The organism is Mycolicibacterium sp. P4_G11, from assembly GCF_056555145.1.
The window spans coordinates 519,637-535,264 of the sequence record NZ_JBFUJW010000001.1 but is presented as its reverse complement, the minus strand read 5'-3'; the positions used below and the strand labels follow the sequence as shown (position 1 = coordinate 535,264).

Annotated in this window: 16 protein-coding genes; 6 read left to right on the top strand and 10 right to left on the bottom strand. The window is 67.2% G+C overall.

Going from position 1 to position 15,628, the window contains the following annotated elements; all coding sequences use genetic code 11:
* Positions 1–7 precede the first annotated feature (7 nt).
* Positions 8–2,149, top strand: coding sequence for a DNA gyrase subunit A (locus AC1U2B_RS02580; RefSeq protein ID WP_071285243.1), 2,142 nt, complete (start codon positions 8–10; stop codon positions 2,147–2,149).
* 21 nt (positions 2,150–2,170) lie between these two features.
* Here the strand turns inward: AC1U2B_RS02580 and AC1U2B_RS02575 are convergent, their stop codons facing one another.
* From AC1U2B_RS02575 to AC1U2B_RS02565, 3 genes are all read right to left on the bottom strand, one after another.
* Complete coding sequence (locus tag AC1U2B_RS02575; RefSeq protein WP_071285241.1) at positions 2,171–2,974, bottom strand: transglutaminase-like domain-containing protein; 804 nt, start codon at positions 2,972–2,974, stop codon at positions 2,171–2,173.
* A 37-nt stretch (positions 2,975–3,011) separates the two neighbouring features.
* Positions 3,012–3,476, bottom strand: coding sequence for a dihydrofolate reductase (locus AC1U2B_RS02570; protein ID WP_480215552.1), 465 nt, complete (start codon positions 3,474–3,476; stop codon positions 3,012–3,014).
* Between the two features lie 69 nt (positions 3,477–3,545).
* Positions 3,546–4,346 carry a thymidylate synthase gene (locus AC1U2B_RS02565; protein ID WP_071285237.1) on the bottom strand — a complete coding sequence of 267 codons (801 nt, stop codon included), beginning with the start codon at positions 4,344–4,346 and terminating at the stop codon, positions 3,546–3,548.
* A 43-nt stretch (positions 4,347–4,389) separates the two neighbouring features.
* On the opposite strand from AC1U2B_RS02565, the gene AC1U2B_RS02560 reads away from it, so the two are divergent.
* The gene (locus AC1U2B_RS02560; protein WP_480215551.1) at positions 4,390–5,130 is read left to right on the top strand and encodes a dienelactone hydrolase family protein; all 741 of its coding nucleotides are present in this window, start codon (positions 4,390–4,392) and stop codon (positions 5,128–5,130) included.
* 44 nt (positions 5,131–5,174) lie between these two features.
* Positions 5,175–6,092 carry an HpcH/HpaI aldolase/citrate lyase family protein gene (locus AC1U2B_RS02555; RefSeq protein WP_043393772.1) on the top strand — a complete coding sequence of 306 codons (918 nt, stop codon included), beginning with the start codon at positions 5,175–5,177 and terminating at the stop codon, positions 6,090–6,092.
* On the opposite strand, the gene AC1U2B_RS02550 is transcribed toward AC1U2B_RS02555, so the two are convergent.
* From AC1U2B_RS02550 to dapB, 4 genes are all read right to left on the bottom strand, one after another.
* Positions 6,086–6,565 carry a hypothetical protein gene (locus AC1U2B_RS02550; protein WP_480215550.1) on the bottom strand — a complete coding sequence of 160 codons (480 nt, stop codon included), beginning with the start codon at positions 6,563–6,565 and terminating at the stop codon, positions 6,086–6,088. The two genes, AC1U2B_RS02555 and AC1U2B_RS02550, sit on opposite strands and share 7 nt — an antisense overlap.
* A 143-nt stretch (positions 6,566–6,708) precedes the next feature.
* Entirely contained in the window at positions 6,709–7,158 is a 450-nt protein-coding gene (locus AC1U2B_RS02545; protein ID WP_480215549.1) for a flavodoxin family protein, read from the bottom strand.
* Positions 7,155–7,625 carry a tetratricopeptide repeat protein gene (locus AC1U2B_RS02540; protein WP_071285229.1) on the bottom strand — a complete coding sequence of 157 codons (471 nt, stop codon included), beginning with the start codon at positions 7,623–7,625 and terminating at the stop codon, positions 7,155–7,157. Before AC1U2B_RS02540 ends, AC1U2B_RS02545 begins: the two co-directional genes overlap by 4 nt.
* A 10-nt stretch (positions 7,626–7,635) precedes the next feature.
* A complete protein-coding gene (dapB, locus tag AC1U2B_RS02535; protein ID WP_071285226.1) occupies positions 7,636–8,370 on the bottom strand; it encodes a 4-hydroxy-tetrahydrodipicolinate reductase in 735 nt (244 codons plus the stop codon).
* A 36-nt stretch (positions 8,371–8,406) separates the two neighbouring features.
* Between dapB and AC1U2B_RS02530 the strand changes: the two genes are divergently transcribed.
* Entirely contained in the window at positions 8,407–9,309 is a 903-nt protein-coding gene (locus tag AC1U2B_RS02530; protein WP_480215548.1) for an NAD-dependent epimerase/dehydratase family protein, read from the top strand.
* On the opposite strand, the gene aldR is transcribed toward AC1U2B_RS02530, so the two are convergent.
* Complete coding sequence (gene aldR / locus AC1U2B_RS02525) at positions 9,310–9,834, bottom strand: HTH-type transcriptional regulator AldR (protein ID WP_480215547.1); 525 nt, start codon at positions 9,832–9,834, stop codon at positions 9,310–9,312.
* Positions 9,835–9,923: 89 nt separating this feature from the next.
* Between aldR and ald the strand changes: the two genes are divergently transcribed.
* Together ald and AC1U2B_RS02515 are read left to right on the top strand one after the other, a co-directional pair.
* Positions 9,924–11,030 carry an alanine dehydrogenase gene (gene ald / locus AC1U2B_RS02520; RefSeq protein ID WP_260939485.1) on the top strand — a complete coding sequence of 369 codons (1,107 nt, stop codon included), beginning with the start codon at positions 9,924–9,926 and terminating at the stop codon, positions 11,028–11,030.
* 121 nt (positions 11,031–11,151) lie between these two features.
* The gene (locus AC1U2B_RS02515) at positions 11,152–11,691 is read left to right on the top strand and encodes a DUF4334 domain-containing protein (RefSeq protein ID WP_480215546.1); all 540 of its coding nucleotides are present in this window, start codon (positions 11,152–11,154) and stop codon (positions 11,689–11,691) included.
* A gap of 48 nt (positions 11,692–11,739) precedes the next feature.
* Here AC1U2B_RS02515 and AC1U2B_RS02510 read toward each other — a convergent pair whose 3' ends face one another.
* Together AC1U2B_RS02510 and AC1U2B_RS02505 are read right to left on the bottom strand one after the other, a co-directional pair.
* The gene (locus AC1U2B_RS02510) at positions 11,740–13,092 is read right to left on the bottom strand and encodes a M16 family metallopeptidase (protein ID WP_260939490.1); all 1,353 of its coding nucleotides are present in this window, start codon (positions 13,090–13,092) and stop codon (positions 11,740–11,742) included.
* Positions 13,070–15,358 (bottom strand): polyribonucleotide nucleotidyltransferase, encoded by a 2,289-nt coding sequence (locus tag AC1U2B_RS02505; RefSeq protein WP_480215545.1) that lies wholly within the window; start codon positions 15,356–15,358, stop codon positions 13,070–13,072. The genes AC1U2B_RS02510 and AC1U2B_RS02505 overlap by 23 nt, the downstream gene beginning before the upstream one ends.
* Between the last annotated feature and the right edge of the window lie 270 nt (positions 15,359–15,628).

Sequence of the window (15,628 nt, the reverse complement as noted above, 5' to 3'; positions counted from 1 at the left end):
CTCGACCGTGACCTCCCCCCTCGACCTTCCCGAGCAGAATCCGGACCTGGTCCTCGACCAGAGCGCCGACGATTACTGGAACCACTACCAGCTGACGTTCGCGCTCTACAGCGTCAGCGACCGCGCCATCCCGTCGGCGTTCGACGGCCTCAAGCCCGGCCAGCGCCGGCTGCTGTACCAGATGCACGACTCGAAACTGCTGCCCGGCAACAAGCCGCAGAAGTCCTCGAAGGTCTGCTCGGCCGTCACCGGCAACCTGCACCCGCACGGCGGCGCGTCGATGTACGGCGCCGCGGCGCTGATGGCCGCCGAGTTCCAGCGCGTGAAAGTCATTGACGGACAAGGCGCTTTCCCGCGCATCCAGGGCGACATCCCCGCCGCCGACCGGTACACCGAGATGCGGCTGTCGGCGCCCGGTGCGGCGCTGACCGCCGAACTCGACGACCATGCGGTCCCGATGGTGCCCACCTTCGACGGGGAATGGATCGAGCCCACGATGCTGCCGGCCCAGTGGCCGGTGCTGCTCTGCAACGGCGCCGTCGGCATCGCCGAAGGCTGGGCCACCAAGGTGCCTGCGCACAATCCGCGCGAGATCATGGCGGCCTGTCGGGCGCTGCTGAAGACCCCGAACATGACCGACGACCGGCTCGCCAAGCTGATCCCGGGCCCCGACTGGGGCTGCGGGTCGACGGTGGTCGGCAGCGCCGGCCTGCGCGAGTACCTCACCACCGGCCGGGGTGCACTCACGGTGCGCGGCACCTTGTCGGTCGACGGCAAGAACGTCGTCATCACCGAGCTGCCGCCCGGTGTCGCGAGCAACACTGTGCAGGACCGGATTCGGGCGCTGGTCGAATCCGGCGAGCTGGCCGGTGTCGCCGACATGTCCGACCTGACCGACCGTCGCAACGGGTTGCGCATCGTCGTCACCGCCAAGCGCGGCCACGCCGCTGAAACCATCCGCGACCAGCTGCTCGCGTTGACTCCGCTGGAGTCGACGTTCGCCGCCAGCCTGGTCGCGCTCGACGAGGATCGGGTGCCGCGCTGGTGGACGGTGCGCGAGCTGATCGGCGCATTCCTGCACCTGCGCGACTCCGTGGTGCTGCACCGCAGCCAGTATCGGCTGGAGAAGGTCACCGCCCGTAGGCATCTGGTGTCCGGGTTGATGAAGATCCATCTGGACATCGACGCCGCTGTCGCGGTCATCCGCGGCTCGGACACTGTGGACGACGCCCGGCGGGGACTGCAGGAACGGTTCAGCATCGATGAGGAGCAGGCCAATTACGTACTGGCCCTGCAGCTTCGGCGGCTGACGAAGCTCGACGTCATCGAGCTGCAGGCCGAGGCCGACAAGCTGGACGCCGAGTTCGCCGAGCTGACCGAGCTGGTGTCGAACCCGGACGCCCGGCGCGTGGTGATCGACAACGAGCTGAAGGAGACGGCGAAGCTGTTCGCCGGGCCGGAATTCGACCGCCGGACCGTCCTCGATCTCGAGGGCGTCCCGACGGCATCGGGCTCCGACGAGGACGGCTCCCGCGAACGAAAGGTCAACGCCAACTGGCGTCTTGACGATCGTGGCGTGTTCTCCGACACCCACGGCGACCTGCTCACCGCGGGCCTGGGGTGGGCGGTGTGGACCGACGGGCGCGTCAAGTTCACCAACGGCAACGGCCTGCCGTTCAAGACCCGCGACATCCCGGTGGCTCCGGACATCACCGGGCTGCTGCGCTCGGGTGTGCTGACGCCCGGCTACCACCTGGCGCTGGTGACGCGCCGCGGCAAGGTTCTGCGTATCGATCCGGCCTCGGTGAATCCGCAAGGCGCGGCGGGCAATGGCGTCGCCGGCGTGAAGCTGGCGGGCGAGGGCGACGAGGTCATCGCCGCGCTGCCGATCACCTGCGGGAACGGCGAGGCAATCCTGTCGACGTCCGAAAAGGGTTGGAAGGTAACCGAAGTCGCCGACATCCCGGTCAAGGGCCGCGGTGGCGCCGGCGTCGGGTTCCACCCGTTCACTGCCGGTGAGAGCATTCTCGTTACGGCGGCGGTCTCCCCCACCGGGTTCGTGCGCAACGGGAGAGCCGTGCGCGCCGAGAAGCGCGCGAAGGCGTCGGTGAAGGGATCGGGTTCGGACGTGTCGCCCGCGGGAGAGTAACCCGCGGGCTTGACCGAGCGGTCAGGTGATCGATACCAGGTCGTGGACCGAGTCGATGGGCAGATCGGTATCGGTGACGGCGGTGACCGCGACGCGGTTCAGGTTGATGGCACCGTTGTGGTTGTCCAAGAAGGCGATATCAGCGGCGTCGCGTCCGGTCGCGACGCGCACCATGGACTGCCGTGGAGCCAGTCCGGTCGCATCGACGACACGCCACTGGCCGTCGACGAGCGCTTCGGCAACGGAGTGGAAGTCCATTGGAACGCACCCGGGCGCATACACGGCCACCAGGCGAGCCGGGACTTTCGCGGCGCGCAGCAGCGCCACGACCAAATGGGCGTAGTCCCGACACACTCCTCGTCCGGCCAGCAGGGTGTCGACGGCGCCGTCGATGGGATCACTGGAGCCGGGGACGTATTGCAGCCGGTAGCCAACCCAGTAGCAGATTTTCTCCAACAGGGTTGCGGCGTCCGAATACTGGCCGAATTCTGCGGCGGCGAAGCCGTAGAGCCTGTCCGCTTCGGCGTACCGACTGGGCCGCAGATACATCGTCCTGTCGTAGTCCGAGACCGGAGCCGGGTCGCAGTGCCCGTCGATCGTCGCCGAGTAGTGGACGCTCAGGTTGCCCGGGGCCGCATCGAAGGTATGAATTCGTGTTCCGTGCGCCCCGCATATCTCGCGGGGCTGTATTGCGTTGCCGTTCAACACAAATGACATCGACTCCGCGACCGTGGCGCCGGGGTGTGGAGCGACCGCGATCTGAAACTCCAGCGTGGTCGGTTCGGTCACCTCGACGTCGAGTTCAGCACTGACCTGTCGCTTCATGTCACAGATGATGCCAGTACGCGCGACGGCCGGCAGGCTACGGCCGGCGCTGGTAGCTGCAGAACCGGTACCGCAAGCCGGTCTTGCTGGTCAGCCACTCCCCGCGCGTGACGGTCCAGCTGTCGTCCAGGGTCGGCGCGAACGCGTCACCGTCGGGCACGTCGACGTCGATCTCAGTGACCTCGCACTGCGTCGCGGAAGGCAACGCCAGCGCGTACAGCTGCGCGCCGCCGATGACCCAGCCGTCGACCTCGGCCGGCAGCGACGTGACCACCTCGGCACCGTCGGCGACGTATCCGCCGTCCCGACTGACGACGATGTTGCGGCGCCCGGGCAGTGGCCGGAACCTGGCCGGCAGCGACTCCCAGGTGAGCCTGCCCATCACGACCGTCTGCCCGAGCGTCAGCTCCTTGAACCGGGCCATGTCCTCGGGCAGCTGCCAGGGGATGTCATTGCCGCGGCCGATGACGCCGCCGTTGCCCTGGGCCCAGATCAGCTTCATGGCATCGGCCGAACGTGAAGTTGTTCGCGAAATTCGGCCGAAAACTCACCAGCTACTTCACGTTCGAGGTCAGACCGCAACGGGAGCCTTGATCGCCGGGTGCGGGTCGTAGTTGACGATCGCGATGTCCTCGTACTCGTAGTCGAAGATCGAATCCCGAGGCGCCAGAACCAGTTCCGGGTACGGCCGAGCCTCGCGGGACAGCTGCAGCTGCACCTGCTCGACGTGGTTGTCGTAGATGTGGCAGTCGCCACCGGTCCAGACGAACTCGCCGACCTCGAGGCCGGCCTGGGCGGCCATCATGTGCGTCAGCAGCGCGTAGGAGGCGATGTTGAACGGCACGCCGAGGAACAGGTCGGCGCTGCGCTGGTACAGCTGGCAGCTCAGCTTGCCGTCGGCGACGTAGAACTGGAACAGCGCGTGGCACGGCGGCAGGGCCATCTGGGCGATCTCGCCGACGTTCCAGGCCGAGACGATGTTCCGCCGGCTGTCCGGGTTGGTCTTGAGCATCTCGAGCGCCGCGCTGATCTGGTCGACGTGCTCGCCGGACGGCGTCGGCCAGGACCGCCACTGGACGCCGTACACGGGCCCGAGTTCGCCTGTCTCCGAAGCCCACTCGTCCCAGATGGTGACGCCACGCTCCTGCAGCCACCGCACGTTCGAGTCGCCGCGCAGGAACCACAGCAGCTCATAGATCACCGATTTGGTGTGCACCTTCTTGGTGGTCAGCAACGGGAAGCCGGCTGCCAGGTCGTAGCGCAGCTGGTGGCCGAACAGGCTGCGGGTGCCGGTCCCGGTGCGATCGGATTTCGGCGTGCCCTGCTCGAGCACCAGGCGCAGCAGGTCTTCATAGGGAGTCGGCACAGCCACGCTGCCAGCTTACGTGCGGCACCCCCGGAGTAGAACGGATGCCATGCCGATCACCAAGGACTCCATCACCACCGCCGACGGCAGCTGCGCCGTCACCGTCGCAACCCCCGAGGGCACCGGTCCGTGGCCCGCGGTGGTCATGTACCCGGATGCGGGCGGCCCGCGGCAGACCTTTGACGACATGGCCGCACGCCTGGCCGCACTGGGCTACGTGGTGCTGGTGCCGGACATCTACTACCGCGACGCCGGGTGGGCGCCGTTCGACATGGCCACCGCGTTTTCCGACGAGACCGAGCGGGCGCGGCTGTTCGGGATGATGCGCAAGGTCACGCAGGACATCATGGCCGCCGATGCTGCGGCATTCTTCGACTATCTGGCCGCCCGGCCCGAGGTCAGCGGCGACAAGTTCGGTACCACCGGCTACTGCATGGGCGGTCGGACGTCGGTCGTCGTCGCCGGCAAGCTGCCGGGCCGGGTCGCCGCGGCGATGTCATTCCACGGCGGCGGACTCGTCACCGACACCGACGACAGCCCGCACCTCAACGCCGGCCGGATCAGCGCGGTGGTCTACGTGGGCGCCGCCGAGAACGACGGATCCTTCACCGCCGAGCAGGGCGAGATTCTGGACCGCGCGCTGACCGACGCGGGCGTCGAGCACACCGTCGAGTTCTACCCCGCCGCGCACGGTTTCGCGGTGCCCGACAACGCCGGCGCCTACGACGAGGCCGCGGCGCAGCGGCACTGGGATGCCATGGAGCGAGTGTTCGGCGGGGCGCTGAAGTAACCCCCGGAGCTGGCCCAGCTCCCGCCGTGCGGGACGATTGACGTGTGTATGACCAGCCCAGCACCTACGAACCCGACGCCAACGAGCACGGATCCCGACTGGACCCGGTACTCGCGCGCAGCTGGCTGCTGGTCAACGGAGCGCAGTTCGACCGCTTCTCGCCGGCCACCCGGTCTCCCGCGGACATCGTCATCGTCGACATCGAGGATGCGGTAGCGCCCAAGGACAAGGACTCGGCGCGCGACAACGCGGCGCGCTGGCTCGGCGAGGGCAACACCGACTGGGTCCGCGTCAACGGGTTCGGCACCCCGTGGTGGGCCGACGACCTCGAGATGCTGTCGAAGACTTCGGTGGGCGGCATCATGCTGGCGATGGTCGAGTCCGTCGACCACGTCACCGAGACGGCCAAGCGGCTGCCCAACGTGCCGATCGTCGCGCTCGTCGAGACCGCCCGCGGCCTCGAGCGCATCACCGAGATCGCGTCGGCCAAGGGCACGTTCCGGCTGGCGTTCGGTATCGGTGACTTCCGCCGCGACACCGGCTTCGGCGACAACCCGGCGACACTGGCCTACGCCCGCTCGCGGTTCACCATCGCGGCCAAGGCGGCACATCTGCCCGGCGCCATCGACGGCCCGACCATCGGGTCCAGCAGCCGCAAGCTCAGCGAGGCCACCGCGGTGTCCATCGAGTTCGGCATGACCGGCAAGATCTGTCTGACCCCCGAGCAGTGCGGAACGGTCAACGAGGGCCTGTCCCCGTCACTGGATGAAATCGCTTGGGCGCAGGAGTTTTTCGCGGAGTTCGAGCGCGACGGTGGCGAAATCCGCAACGGCTCGGACCTGCCGCGCATCGCGCGCGCCAACAAGATCCTCGACCTGGCGAAGGCGTACGGCATTCATCCGTCGATGTTCGGCGACGACCCCGACCACGTGTCGGCGCCGTCGGACACCTACCACTACTGAGCGGCGTCCCCGGACTTCTTGTTGCGGCGCAGCACTGACGAAAACGCCCGGATGATGCCGCGCAGCGCGTACCAACCGGCCAGTGCGGTGAAGACGATCAGCGCGATGAACATCGGCAACCAACCGGTGCGGGAGTGCTTGAGGTTCCACCAGATGATGGTGAACAGCACCGCCAGGATGAAGACCAGGATGTCGCGCAGCCGGCCCTCGCGGTTGAACGCGTAACCGATCGCCGTCGACTTGAGCTGACGGCTGCGGTCGACAGCGGTGATCAGCTCGTCGATCCGCATGTCGATGGTTCGTTGCAGCTCGGCGCGGCGCTCGGTCTGCTCGGCCGGGATGCGGTCCAGCAGGTCCATGTCGGCCTTGATCGCGGCCCGCACGTCCGGTGGCTTCAGGTTGCCCGCGACGGCTCCGAGCAGCGCACCTCCGGCCAGCGGCGCGGCTCCCAATGCCAGGTCCGCTATTCCCATGGTCGGCTCCTCACCTATCGACGCAAACGTCAATCACCCTACGAGGTTTCCACAGTTGATCCTGCAACCAGGGCGCATTTGTTCGAGTGAGGTGCGCCGCAACGTCAGGGTCAACAGTTCTGTGCAGCCCTCGACCTCGGCGATCAGCCCATCAACGTCGCAGCGACCGTCGCCCCCAGGTTCCAGCACGCCTCCAGGTCGGCCTTGCTCGGCTTACCCGAAACCACCACGTACTCAGCCGCTTTCACCCAGCCCAGCCCGGTGGTGATCGATGTGACGGCCTTCTCCGCGCCTTCGGTGCCCTCGTTGCCGTGCAGCCAGAGGCCGAACGGCCGGCCGCGCGTCGCGTCCAGGCACGGGTAGTAGATCTGGTCGAACGCGTGCTTCAAAGCGCCCGACATGTAGCCCAGATTCGCGGGCGAGCCCAGCAGGTAGCCGTCGGCTTCCAGCACGTCGGCAGCCGACAGCGTCAGCGCCGGACGGCGCACCACGTCGACGCCTTCGATCTCGGGATCGGTCGCTCCGGCGAGCACCGCCTCGAACATCTCCTGGCAGTTCGGAGACGGGGTGTGGTGCACGACAAGGAGTTTCATCGTGAGGCTTGTTCCAGTCGGACGGCTTTGCGGATGGTCTCGCGGGCCCGGGTCCGGTCCCCCGCGTAGTCGTAGGCGCGGGCCAGCCGGTACCAGCCGCGCCAATCATCAGGCGCGGCCTCGACCTCGTCGCGCACCGACTCGAACAGCGCGTCGGCGGCGTCGCGCTCGATGCGACCCGACGGGCGTTTGGGCAGGTCACTGATGTCGAGCTCGACGCCTTCGTCGTGGGCCAGCCGCGCCAGCCGCTGGTGTGCGAAACCGGCCCGCAGTGTGGCGACCATGGCCCACAGGCCGATCAGCGGCAGCACGAAGATGCCGATGCCGAGCCCGATCGCCGCGGCCTCGCCCGACTGCATGAGGATGACGCCGGAGCGTCCGAGCATCACGAAGTAGACCACCAGCGCCACGCACAGGAATGCGACTACCAGCTGGATGCGGAATACCTGCGAGCTCGGTTTGGTCATCACCGGCCCGTCACAGCCCCATCAGGGTTTCGATGCCGATGGTCAGCCCCGGGTACTTGGCGACCTCGCGGACACCGAGCAGCACACCGGGCACGAACGACGTGCGGTCGATGCTGTCGTGCCGGATGGTCAGCGTTTCTCCCTGGGTGCCGAACAGCACTTCCTGGTGCGCCACCAGGCCACGCAGCCGCACCGAGTGCACGGGGATGCCGTCGACGTCAGCGCCACGTGCGCCCTCCAGGCCGGTGCTGGTGGCATCGGGGTTGGGCGGCAAGCCCTTTCGCGCCTCAGCGATCAGCTGCGCGGTGCGGGTGGCGGTGCCCGACGGGGCGTCGGCCTTGTAGGGGTGGTGCAGCTCGACGACCTCGACCGACTCGAAGAACGGGGCGGCCTGCTTGGCGAAATGCATGGACAGCACCGCGCCGATGGCGAAATTCGGGGCGATCAGCACCGCGACGCCGGGCTTGGCGGCAACCCACTCGCGAACCTGGGCGAGGCGCTCCTCGGTGAAGCCCGTGGTGCCGACGACAGCGTGAATGCCGTTGTCGATCAGGAACTTCAGGTTGCCCATCACGACGTCGGGGTGGGTGAAGTCGACGACGACCTCGGTGCCGCTGTCGGTGAACAGGCTCAACTCGTCACCGGCATCGACGCCGACGGTGAATGTCAGGTCATCGGCGGCTTCCACGCCCTCGACGATGGTTGCACCGACTTTGCCCTTGGCACCCAGAACTCCGACTCGCATGAGGTCAACCCTAGCGGCCGCCCTACTATCGGCCCCATGCGCGGCGCCAAGATCCTCATCACCGGAGTCACCGGCCAAGTGGCCACCCCGATCGCCACAGCCCTGGCGGTCGACAACGAGGTGTGGGGTGTCGCCCGGTTCAACGACCCACGCTCCCGAGGGGCCCTGGAACAGGCCGGGGTCCGCTGTGCGGCGGTCAACCTCGCAGTCGGTGACTTCAGCGCGCTGCCATCCGATTTCGATTACGTGATCAACCTGGCGGTGGCCAAGACCGGCCGATGGGACAAGGACCTGGCCGCCAACGCAGAGTCCGTGGGCCTGCTGATGGCGCACTGCCGCAAGGCGAAAGCGTTCCTGCACACGTCGTCGGCCGCGGTGTACGACCCGCCCGACGACGAGCCGCGCAGCGAATCAGCCGCACTGGGCGACAACCACAAGCACCTGTTCCCCACCTACTCGATCTCCAAGATCGCGGGCGAGACGGTCGTGCGCACCATGTCCCGCGCCCTCGGCCTGCCTGCTGTGATCGCCCGGTTCAACGTCCCCTACGGCGACAACGGTGGCTGGCCGTACTACCAGATGGAGATGATCCTGGCGGGCATCCCGATCCAGGTACCGCCGGGCGGCCCGGCCCGCTACAACCCGATCCACGAAGACGACATCCTGGCCACGCTGCCCAAGCTGCTGGACGCGGCGTCGGTGCCCGCCACCACGGTGAACTGGTGCGGCGATCAGACCGTCAGCCTGCAGGAATGGTGTGGCTACATCGGCGAACTCGTCGGCCGCGAACCGGTGTTCACCGAAGACCCTAATGCGCTGCGCGGCGGCCCGACGGACACCACGCGCATGCACGAACTGATCGGCGGCACCTCGGTGGACTGGCGCGACGGCATCCGCCGACTGGTGACCAAGTTCCACCCGGAACTGGTCAGCCGCTAGTCACAGCGGCGAGGCACCGCGCAGATGCTCGAAGATCAGCGAGGTCTGGGTGCCTGCCACGTCGGCGTCGGCGTTGAGGTGCTCCACCACGAACGCGCGCAGGTGCGCGGTGTCGCGGGCCGCGACGTGCAGGATGAAGTCGTCGGCGCCGGCCAGGAAGTAGACGTCCATCACCTGCGGCAACCTGCGCATGTGGGCGATGAAGTCGCGAATACGCGACCGGGCACCTGATTGCAGGCTGACGGAGATCATCGCCTGCAGGCCCAATCCGAGGGCGGCGGGGTCGATGTCGGCGTGGAACCCGCGGATCACCCCGAGCTCCTGCAACCGCCGAACCCGGCCGTGACAGGTCGATGCGGCGATCCCGACCAACTCGGCAAGTGCACTGTTGGGCATGCGCGCATCGGCGTGCAGAGCGGTCACGATCTGGCGGTCCACGTCATCGAGTTCGACGGGCTGAACATCCTTCGGCCGGGAGCTCGCTGGAACCTCCGTTTTCGAAGATCGTTCAGAATTGGGTGCCATGTCGAGAATTATAATCACAGATATTGCAGGTGAGTCGACGTTTATTCACACTTAGGGCATCACCTGATCCGCCCTGAGGAGAACCCCAGATGCACGTCGGTATCCCGACCGAAATCAAGAACAACGAGTACCGGGTGGCCATCACCCCGGCCGGCGTCGCCGAACTGGTCAAGCACGGCCATGAGGTGCTGATCCAGGCAGGAGCCGGCGAAGGCTCGGCGATCGCGGACAACGACTTCAAGGCTGCCGGCGCACAGATCGTCACCACCGCAGACCAGGTCTGGGCCGAGTCCGATCTGCTCCTCAAGGTCAAGGAGCCGATCGCCGCCGAGTACCACCGCATGCGCAAGGGCCAGACCCTGTTCACCTACCTGCACCTGGCCGCCTCGCGCGAATGCACCGACGCCCTGCTGGCGTCCGGCACCACCTCGATCGCCTACGAAACCGTCCAGACAGCCGACGGCCGCCTGCCCCTGCTCGCCCCGATGAGCGAGGTGGCAGGCAGGCTGTCGGCCCAGGTCGGCGCCTACCATCTGATGCGCAGCCACGGCGGCCGCGGCGTCCTGATGGGCGGCGTGCCGGGCGTTGCCCCCGCCAACGTCGTCGTCATCGGCGGCGGCACCGCGGGCTTCCACGCGGCGCAGATCGCCAGCGGCATGGGCGCACACGTCACGGTCTTCGACGTCAACCTGGACACCCTGCGCCGGATCGACGCCGAGTTCAACGGGCGAATCCACACCCGGTACTCCTCGAGCCTGGATCTGGAAGACGCCGTCAAGCAGGCCGACCTGGTCATCGGCGCGGTGCTGATCCCGGGCGCCAAAGCCCCGAAGCTCGTCACCAATTCGACTGTGGCCCACATGAAGTCAGGCTCCGTGCTGGTCGACATCGCGATCGATCAGGGCGGCTGCTTCGAGGACTCGAAGCCCACCACCCACGACGACCCGACCTTCGCCGTGCACGACTCGGTCTTCTACTGCGTGGCCAACATGCCCGGCGCCGTGCCGCGCACGTCGACCTATGCACTGACCAACGCGACCCTGCCGTACGTGCTCAAGCTCGCCGACCAGGGTTGGCAGGCGGCGTGCCGTGGCGACGCCGCGCTGGCCAAGGGCCTGTCGACGCACGATGGTCAGCTGCTGTGCGGCCAGGTCGCCGCGGACCTGGGCCTGCCGCTCGGCGACGTCGTGCTCTGACGCCCTGACACCCGAATCTCGATACCCATCGCCCGMCCGGCGCGCCTTCGCGCCGGCCGGGCGATGACTTTCAGACGGACCGGCACTGGATTTTTGACACGTGTCAAGTATCGTCGTGGGCATGCTCTTGCAGGAACTACTGCCCACTCCGCCGACGACGACGGACGCGGCCCTCGAGATCTTCGACGCCGCGCCGGCCGTCGAACCCGATTTCATGATCGGCACCTGGCACGGCGCGGAAGTGCCCACCGGGCACCCGATGGACGGGCTGCTGGAAACCAGCGGCTGGTGGGGCAAGCAGTTCGTCGACGCCGAGACCGTGCATCCGCTGCTGTTCCCGGATGCCTCAGGTCAAACGTTGTGGCCACTCAACCCGGCGCTGGCCTTCGCCGGCCTCGGCCTGGTGACCAAGGTGCCACTGCTACAACGAATTCCGGCCGCCAAGCCCATCGCCGCCCTGCGTCCGGTGCTGCAGGCCCGCTCGGCCAAGGCGCGGCTGCGCACCACGCGGTACCGCGGAGTCGACACCGCGACAATGGTTTACGACCAGCTGCCGATCAACGATGTGTTCCGCAAGCTGTCCGACGACGCGGTATTGGGGGCCATGGACTTCCGCGGCGAATCACAGCCGTACTTCTTCGTGCTGCGCCGGGAAAGGTGACCTGTGCACGTTTCGTATCGGCCGGCGATACGAAACGTGCACAAGTCGCTAGCCGATGGAGCGCAGCTGCTTCGGCAGTGAGCGCTTCGACCGGTGCGGGCCCAGCACCGCGGCGCCGAAGGGCCGCGTCAGCAGTTCGCGCGCAACGGTATTGACCTCTTCGAGCGTCACCGCTTCGATCGACGCGAGGGTGTCCGAGATCGACTTGTGGTTGCCGTAGTTCAGCTCGGCACGCCCGATGCGGTGCATCCGGGAACCGGAATCCTCCAGGCCCAGCACCAGACCACCGCGCATCGAGCCCTTGGCGATGCGCAACTCGTCGGCGGTGATGCCGTCGCGCGCAACATCTTCCAGCACGTCGGTGGTCACGCGGACCACCTCCTCGAAGCGGTCGGGCAGGCACGCCGAATACACCGACAGCGCACCGGCATCGGAGAACGTGTCGATCGTGGAGTACACCGAGTAGGCCAGCCCGCGGTTCTCCCGGATCTGTTGGAACAGCCGGGAACTCAGCCCGCCACCGAGTGCGGTGTTGAGCACCGACAGCGCCCACCGGTGCTCCCAGTTGCGACCCGGCGTACGCACACCCAGGTACATGTGCGCCTGCTCGGAGTCACGCTTGACGAACTGCAGCGTCGGCGTGCCAGGCACGCGGCCGGCACCCTTGCGCGGCGGCACCGGCTTGCGGCCACGCACGAGGTGCGGCCGAAAGTGCCTGCGCACCAACGACACCACCTGGTCGTGGTCGATGTTTCCGGCGACCGCGACCACCATCCGGTCCGGCGTGTACCGGCGGACGTGGAACGAGTGCAGCTGGTTCCGGGTCATCGACGCGATCGATTCGACACTGCCGATCACCGGCCGGCCCACGGGATGCGAGCCGAACATCGAGCCGAGGAAGACATCCGCGAGGGTGTCCTCGGGGTCGTCGTCGCGCATGGCGATCTCTTCGAGCACCACGTCGCGCTCCAGCTCGACATCCGCTGCGGCACAACGGCCGTTGAGCACGACGTCGGACACCAGGTCGATGGCCAGTTCGAGGTCGCTGTCCAGCACGTGCGCGTAGTAGCAGGTGTGCTCACGCGCGGTGAAGGCGTTCAGTTCCCCACCGACGGCATCCATGGCCTGCGCGATCTCGACGGCGGTGCGCGTCGGGGTCGACTTGAACAGCAGGTGTTCCAGGAAGTGCGCCGCGCCGGCCACACTCGGCCCTTCGTCGCGCGAGCCGACGTTGACCCACACTCCGATGGAAGCCGAATGAACGTGCGGCAGGTGTTCGGTGACGACGCGCAGCCCGCCGGGGAGATTGGTCTTGCGCACAGCGGCCGGGGCCTCCAGCGATGTCGCTGAAGAACCCCGGCCGTTACGCAGTGTCGATTTAGGAGTTTGCAGTCGCGGCATCTGCCGGCGCAGTCTCCGAATCGGATCCAGCTTCAGCGGGGGCCTCAGCCGCCGCCGCACCGTCTTCATCCACCAGGATCAGCGAAATCTTCTGACCCTTGCCACGGTTGTCCGCGGAGATGTCCGCGATCTCCACGCGCAGCTTGTCGCCGACGTTCACGACGTCCTCGACCTTCGCGACGCGCTTGCCCTTGCCGAGCTTGGAGATGTGCACCAGACCGTCACGGCCCGGCAGCAGCGAGACGAACGCACCGAAGTCCGTCGTCTTCACCACGGTGCCGAGGAACCGCTCACCGATCTTGGGCAGCTGCGGGTTGGCGATGGCGTTGATCTTGTCGATCGCCGCCTGCGCCGCCTCGCCGTTCGAGGCGCCGACGAACACGGTGCCGTCGTCCTCGATGGAGATGCTCGCACCGGTCTCCTCGGTGATCTGGTTGATCACCTTGCCCTTGGGCCCGATCACCTCACCGATCTTGTCGATCGGCACCTTGATGGTGGTGATGCGCGGCGCGTACGGGCTCATCTCGTCCGGCTCGTCGATGGCCTCGGCCATCACATCGAGGATGGTCAGACGCGCGTCCTTGGCCTGGGCCAGGGCACCGGCCAGCACCTTGGACGGGATGCCGTCCAGCTTGGTGTCCAGCTGCAGGGCGGTGACGAACTCCTTGGTGCCGGCGACCTTGAAGTCCATGTCGCCGAAGGCATCTTCGGCGCCCAGGATGTCGGTCAGCGCGACGTAGCGGGTCTCGCCGTCGACCTCGTCGGAGACCAGACCCATCGCGATACCGGCGACCGGGGCCTTCAGCGGCACACCGGCGTTCAGCAGGGCCAGGGTGGAGGCACAGACCGAACCCATCGAGGTGGAACCGTTGGAGCCCAACGCTTCCGAGACCTGGCGGATGGCGTACGGGAACTCCTCGATGCTCGGCAGCACCGGCATCAGGGCCCGCTCGGCCAGCGCGCCGTGGCCGATTTCCCGGCGCTTCGGCGAACCGACGCGGCCGGTCTCACCGGTCGAGAACGGCGGGAAGTTGTAGTGGTGCATGTAGCGCTTGCTGGTCTCGGGTCCCAGCGAGTCGATCTGCTGAGCCATCTTGACCATGTCCAGCGTGGTGACACCCATGATCTGGGTCTCGCCGCGCTCGAACAGCGCGCTGCCGTGCGCCCGCGGGATCACGGCGACCTCGGCCGACAGGGCCCGGATGTCGGTGATGCCACGGCCATCGATGCGGAAGTGGTCGGTCAGGATGCGCTGGCGAACCAGCTTCTTGGTCAGCGAGCGGAATGCCGCGCCGATCTCCTTCTCGCGGCCGGCGTAGGTATCGGAGTCCACAGTCAGGCGCTGCAGAACTTCCACCTTGATCTCGTCGGTGCGATCGTCGCGCTCCTGCTTGCCGGCGATGGTCAGCGCCTGAGCCAGCGCATCGCTGGCCACGGCGGCCACAGCCTGGAAGGCGTCGTCGGCGTAGTCGGGGAACACCGGGTACTCGGCGGTCTCCTTACCGGCGGCGTCGTGCAGCTCCTGCTGCGCCTTGCACAGAGCGGCGATGAACGGCTTCGCAGCCTCCAGGCCCTCGGCCACCACGGCCTCGGTCGGCGCACCCGCGCCACCGGCGATCAGGTCGATGACGTTGTCGGTGGCCTCGGCCTCGACCATCATGATCGCGACATCGCCGTCGACCACGCGGCCGGCGACGACCATGTCGAAGACAGCGGTCTCCAGCTGCTCGACGGTCGGGAAGGCAACCCACTGGCCCTCGATGAGGGCGACGCGGACGCCACCCACCGGGCCGGAGAACGGCAGGCCCGAGATCTGGGTCGACGCCGATGCGGCGTTGATCGCCAGCACGTCGTACAGATCCTTGGGGTCCAGGCTCAGGACGGTGACGACGACCTGGATCTCGTTACGCAGGCCGGAGACGAACGACGGGCGCAGCGGCCGGTCGATCAAACGGCAGGTCAGGATCGCGTCGGTGGAGGGCCGGCCCTCGCGGCGGAAGAACGAGCCGGGAATGCGGCCCGCGGCGTACATGCGCTCTTCGACGTCGATGGTCAACGGGAAGAAGTCGAAGTGGTCTTTGGGGTTCTTGCTGGCGGTGGTGGCGCTCAGCAGCATGGTCTCGTCGTCCAGGTAGGCGACGACGGAGCCGGCGGCCTGGCGAGCGAGCCGGCCGGTCTCGAAGCGGATGGTGCGGGTGCCGAAGCTCCCGTTGTCGATAACGGCGGTCGATTCGAATACGCCGTCTTCAATTTCAACTGCAGACATGGATGTCGCAATAACCTCTCTGGGGCCCGCCCTATGCGGGTTCCGTTTTTCTGGATCCTCTTTGTTACAGCTGTCGCATCGTCACACGCGAGCATCCAGAAAACCCGAAAACCATCCCGCAAACTGCTGACGGCCGTCGATCGAAGCGGCCGGGGCCATGCCCCGGCAGCCACTACCGAAGACCGCCCCACGAGGTTCAGGCGGACGCTGGTGTGACGTTCCGATGTTTTGAGCACTCGGGCCCAAAACAAATTCATGTTACTACCCGTA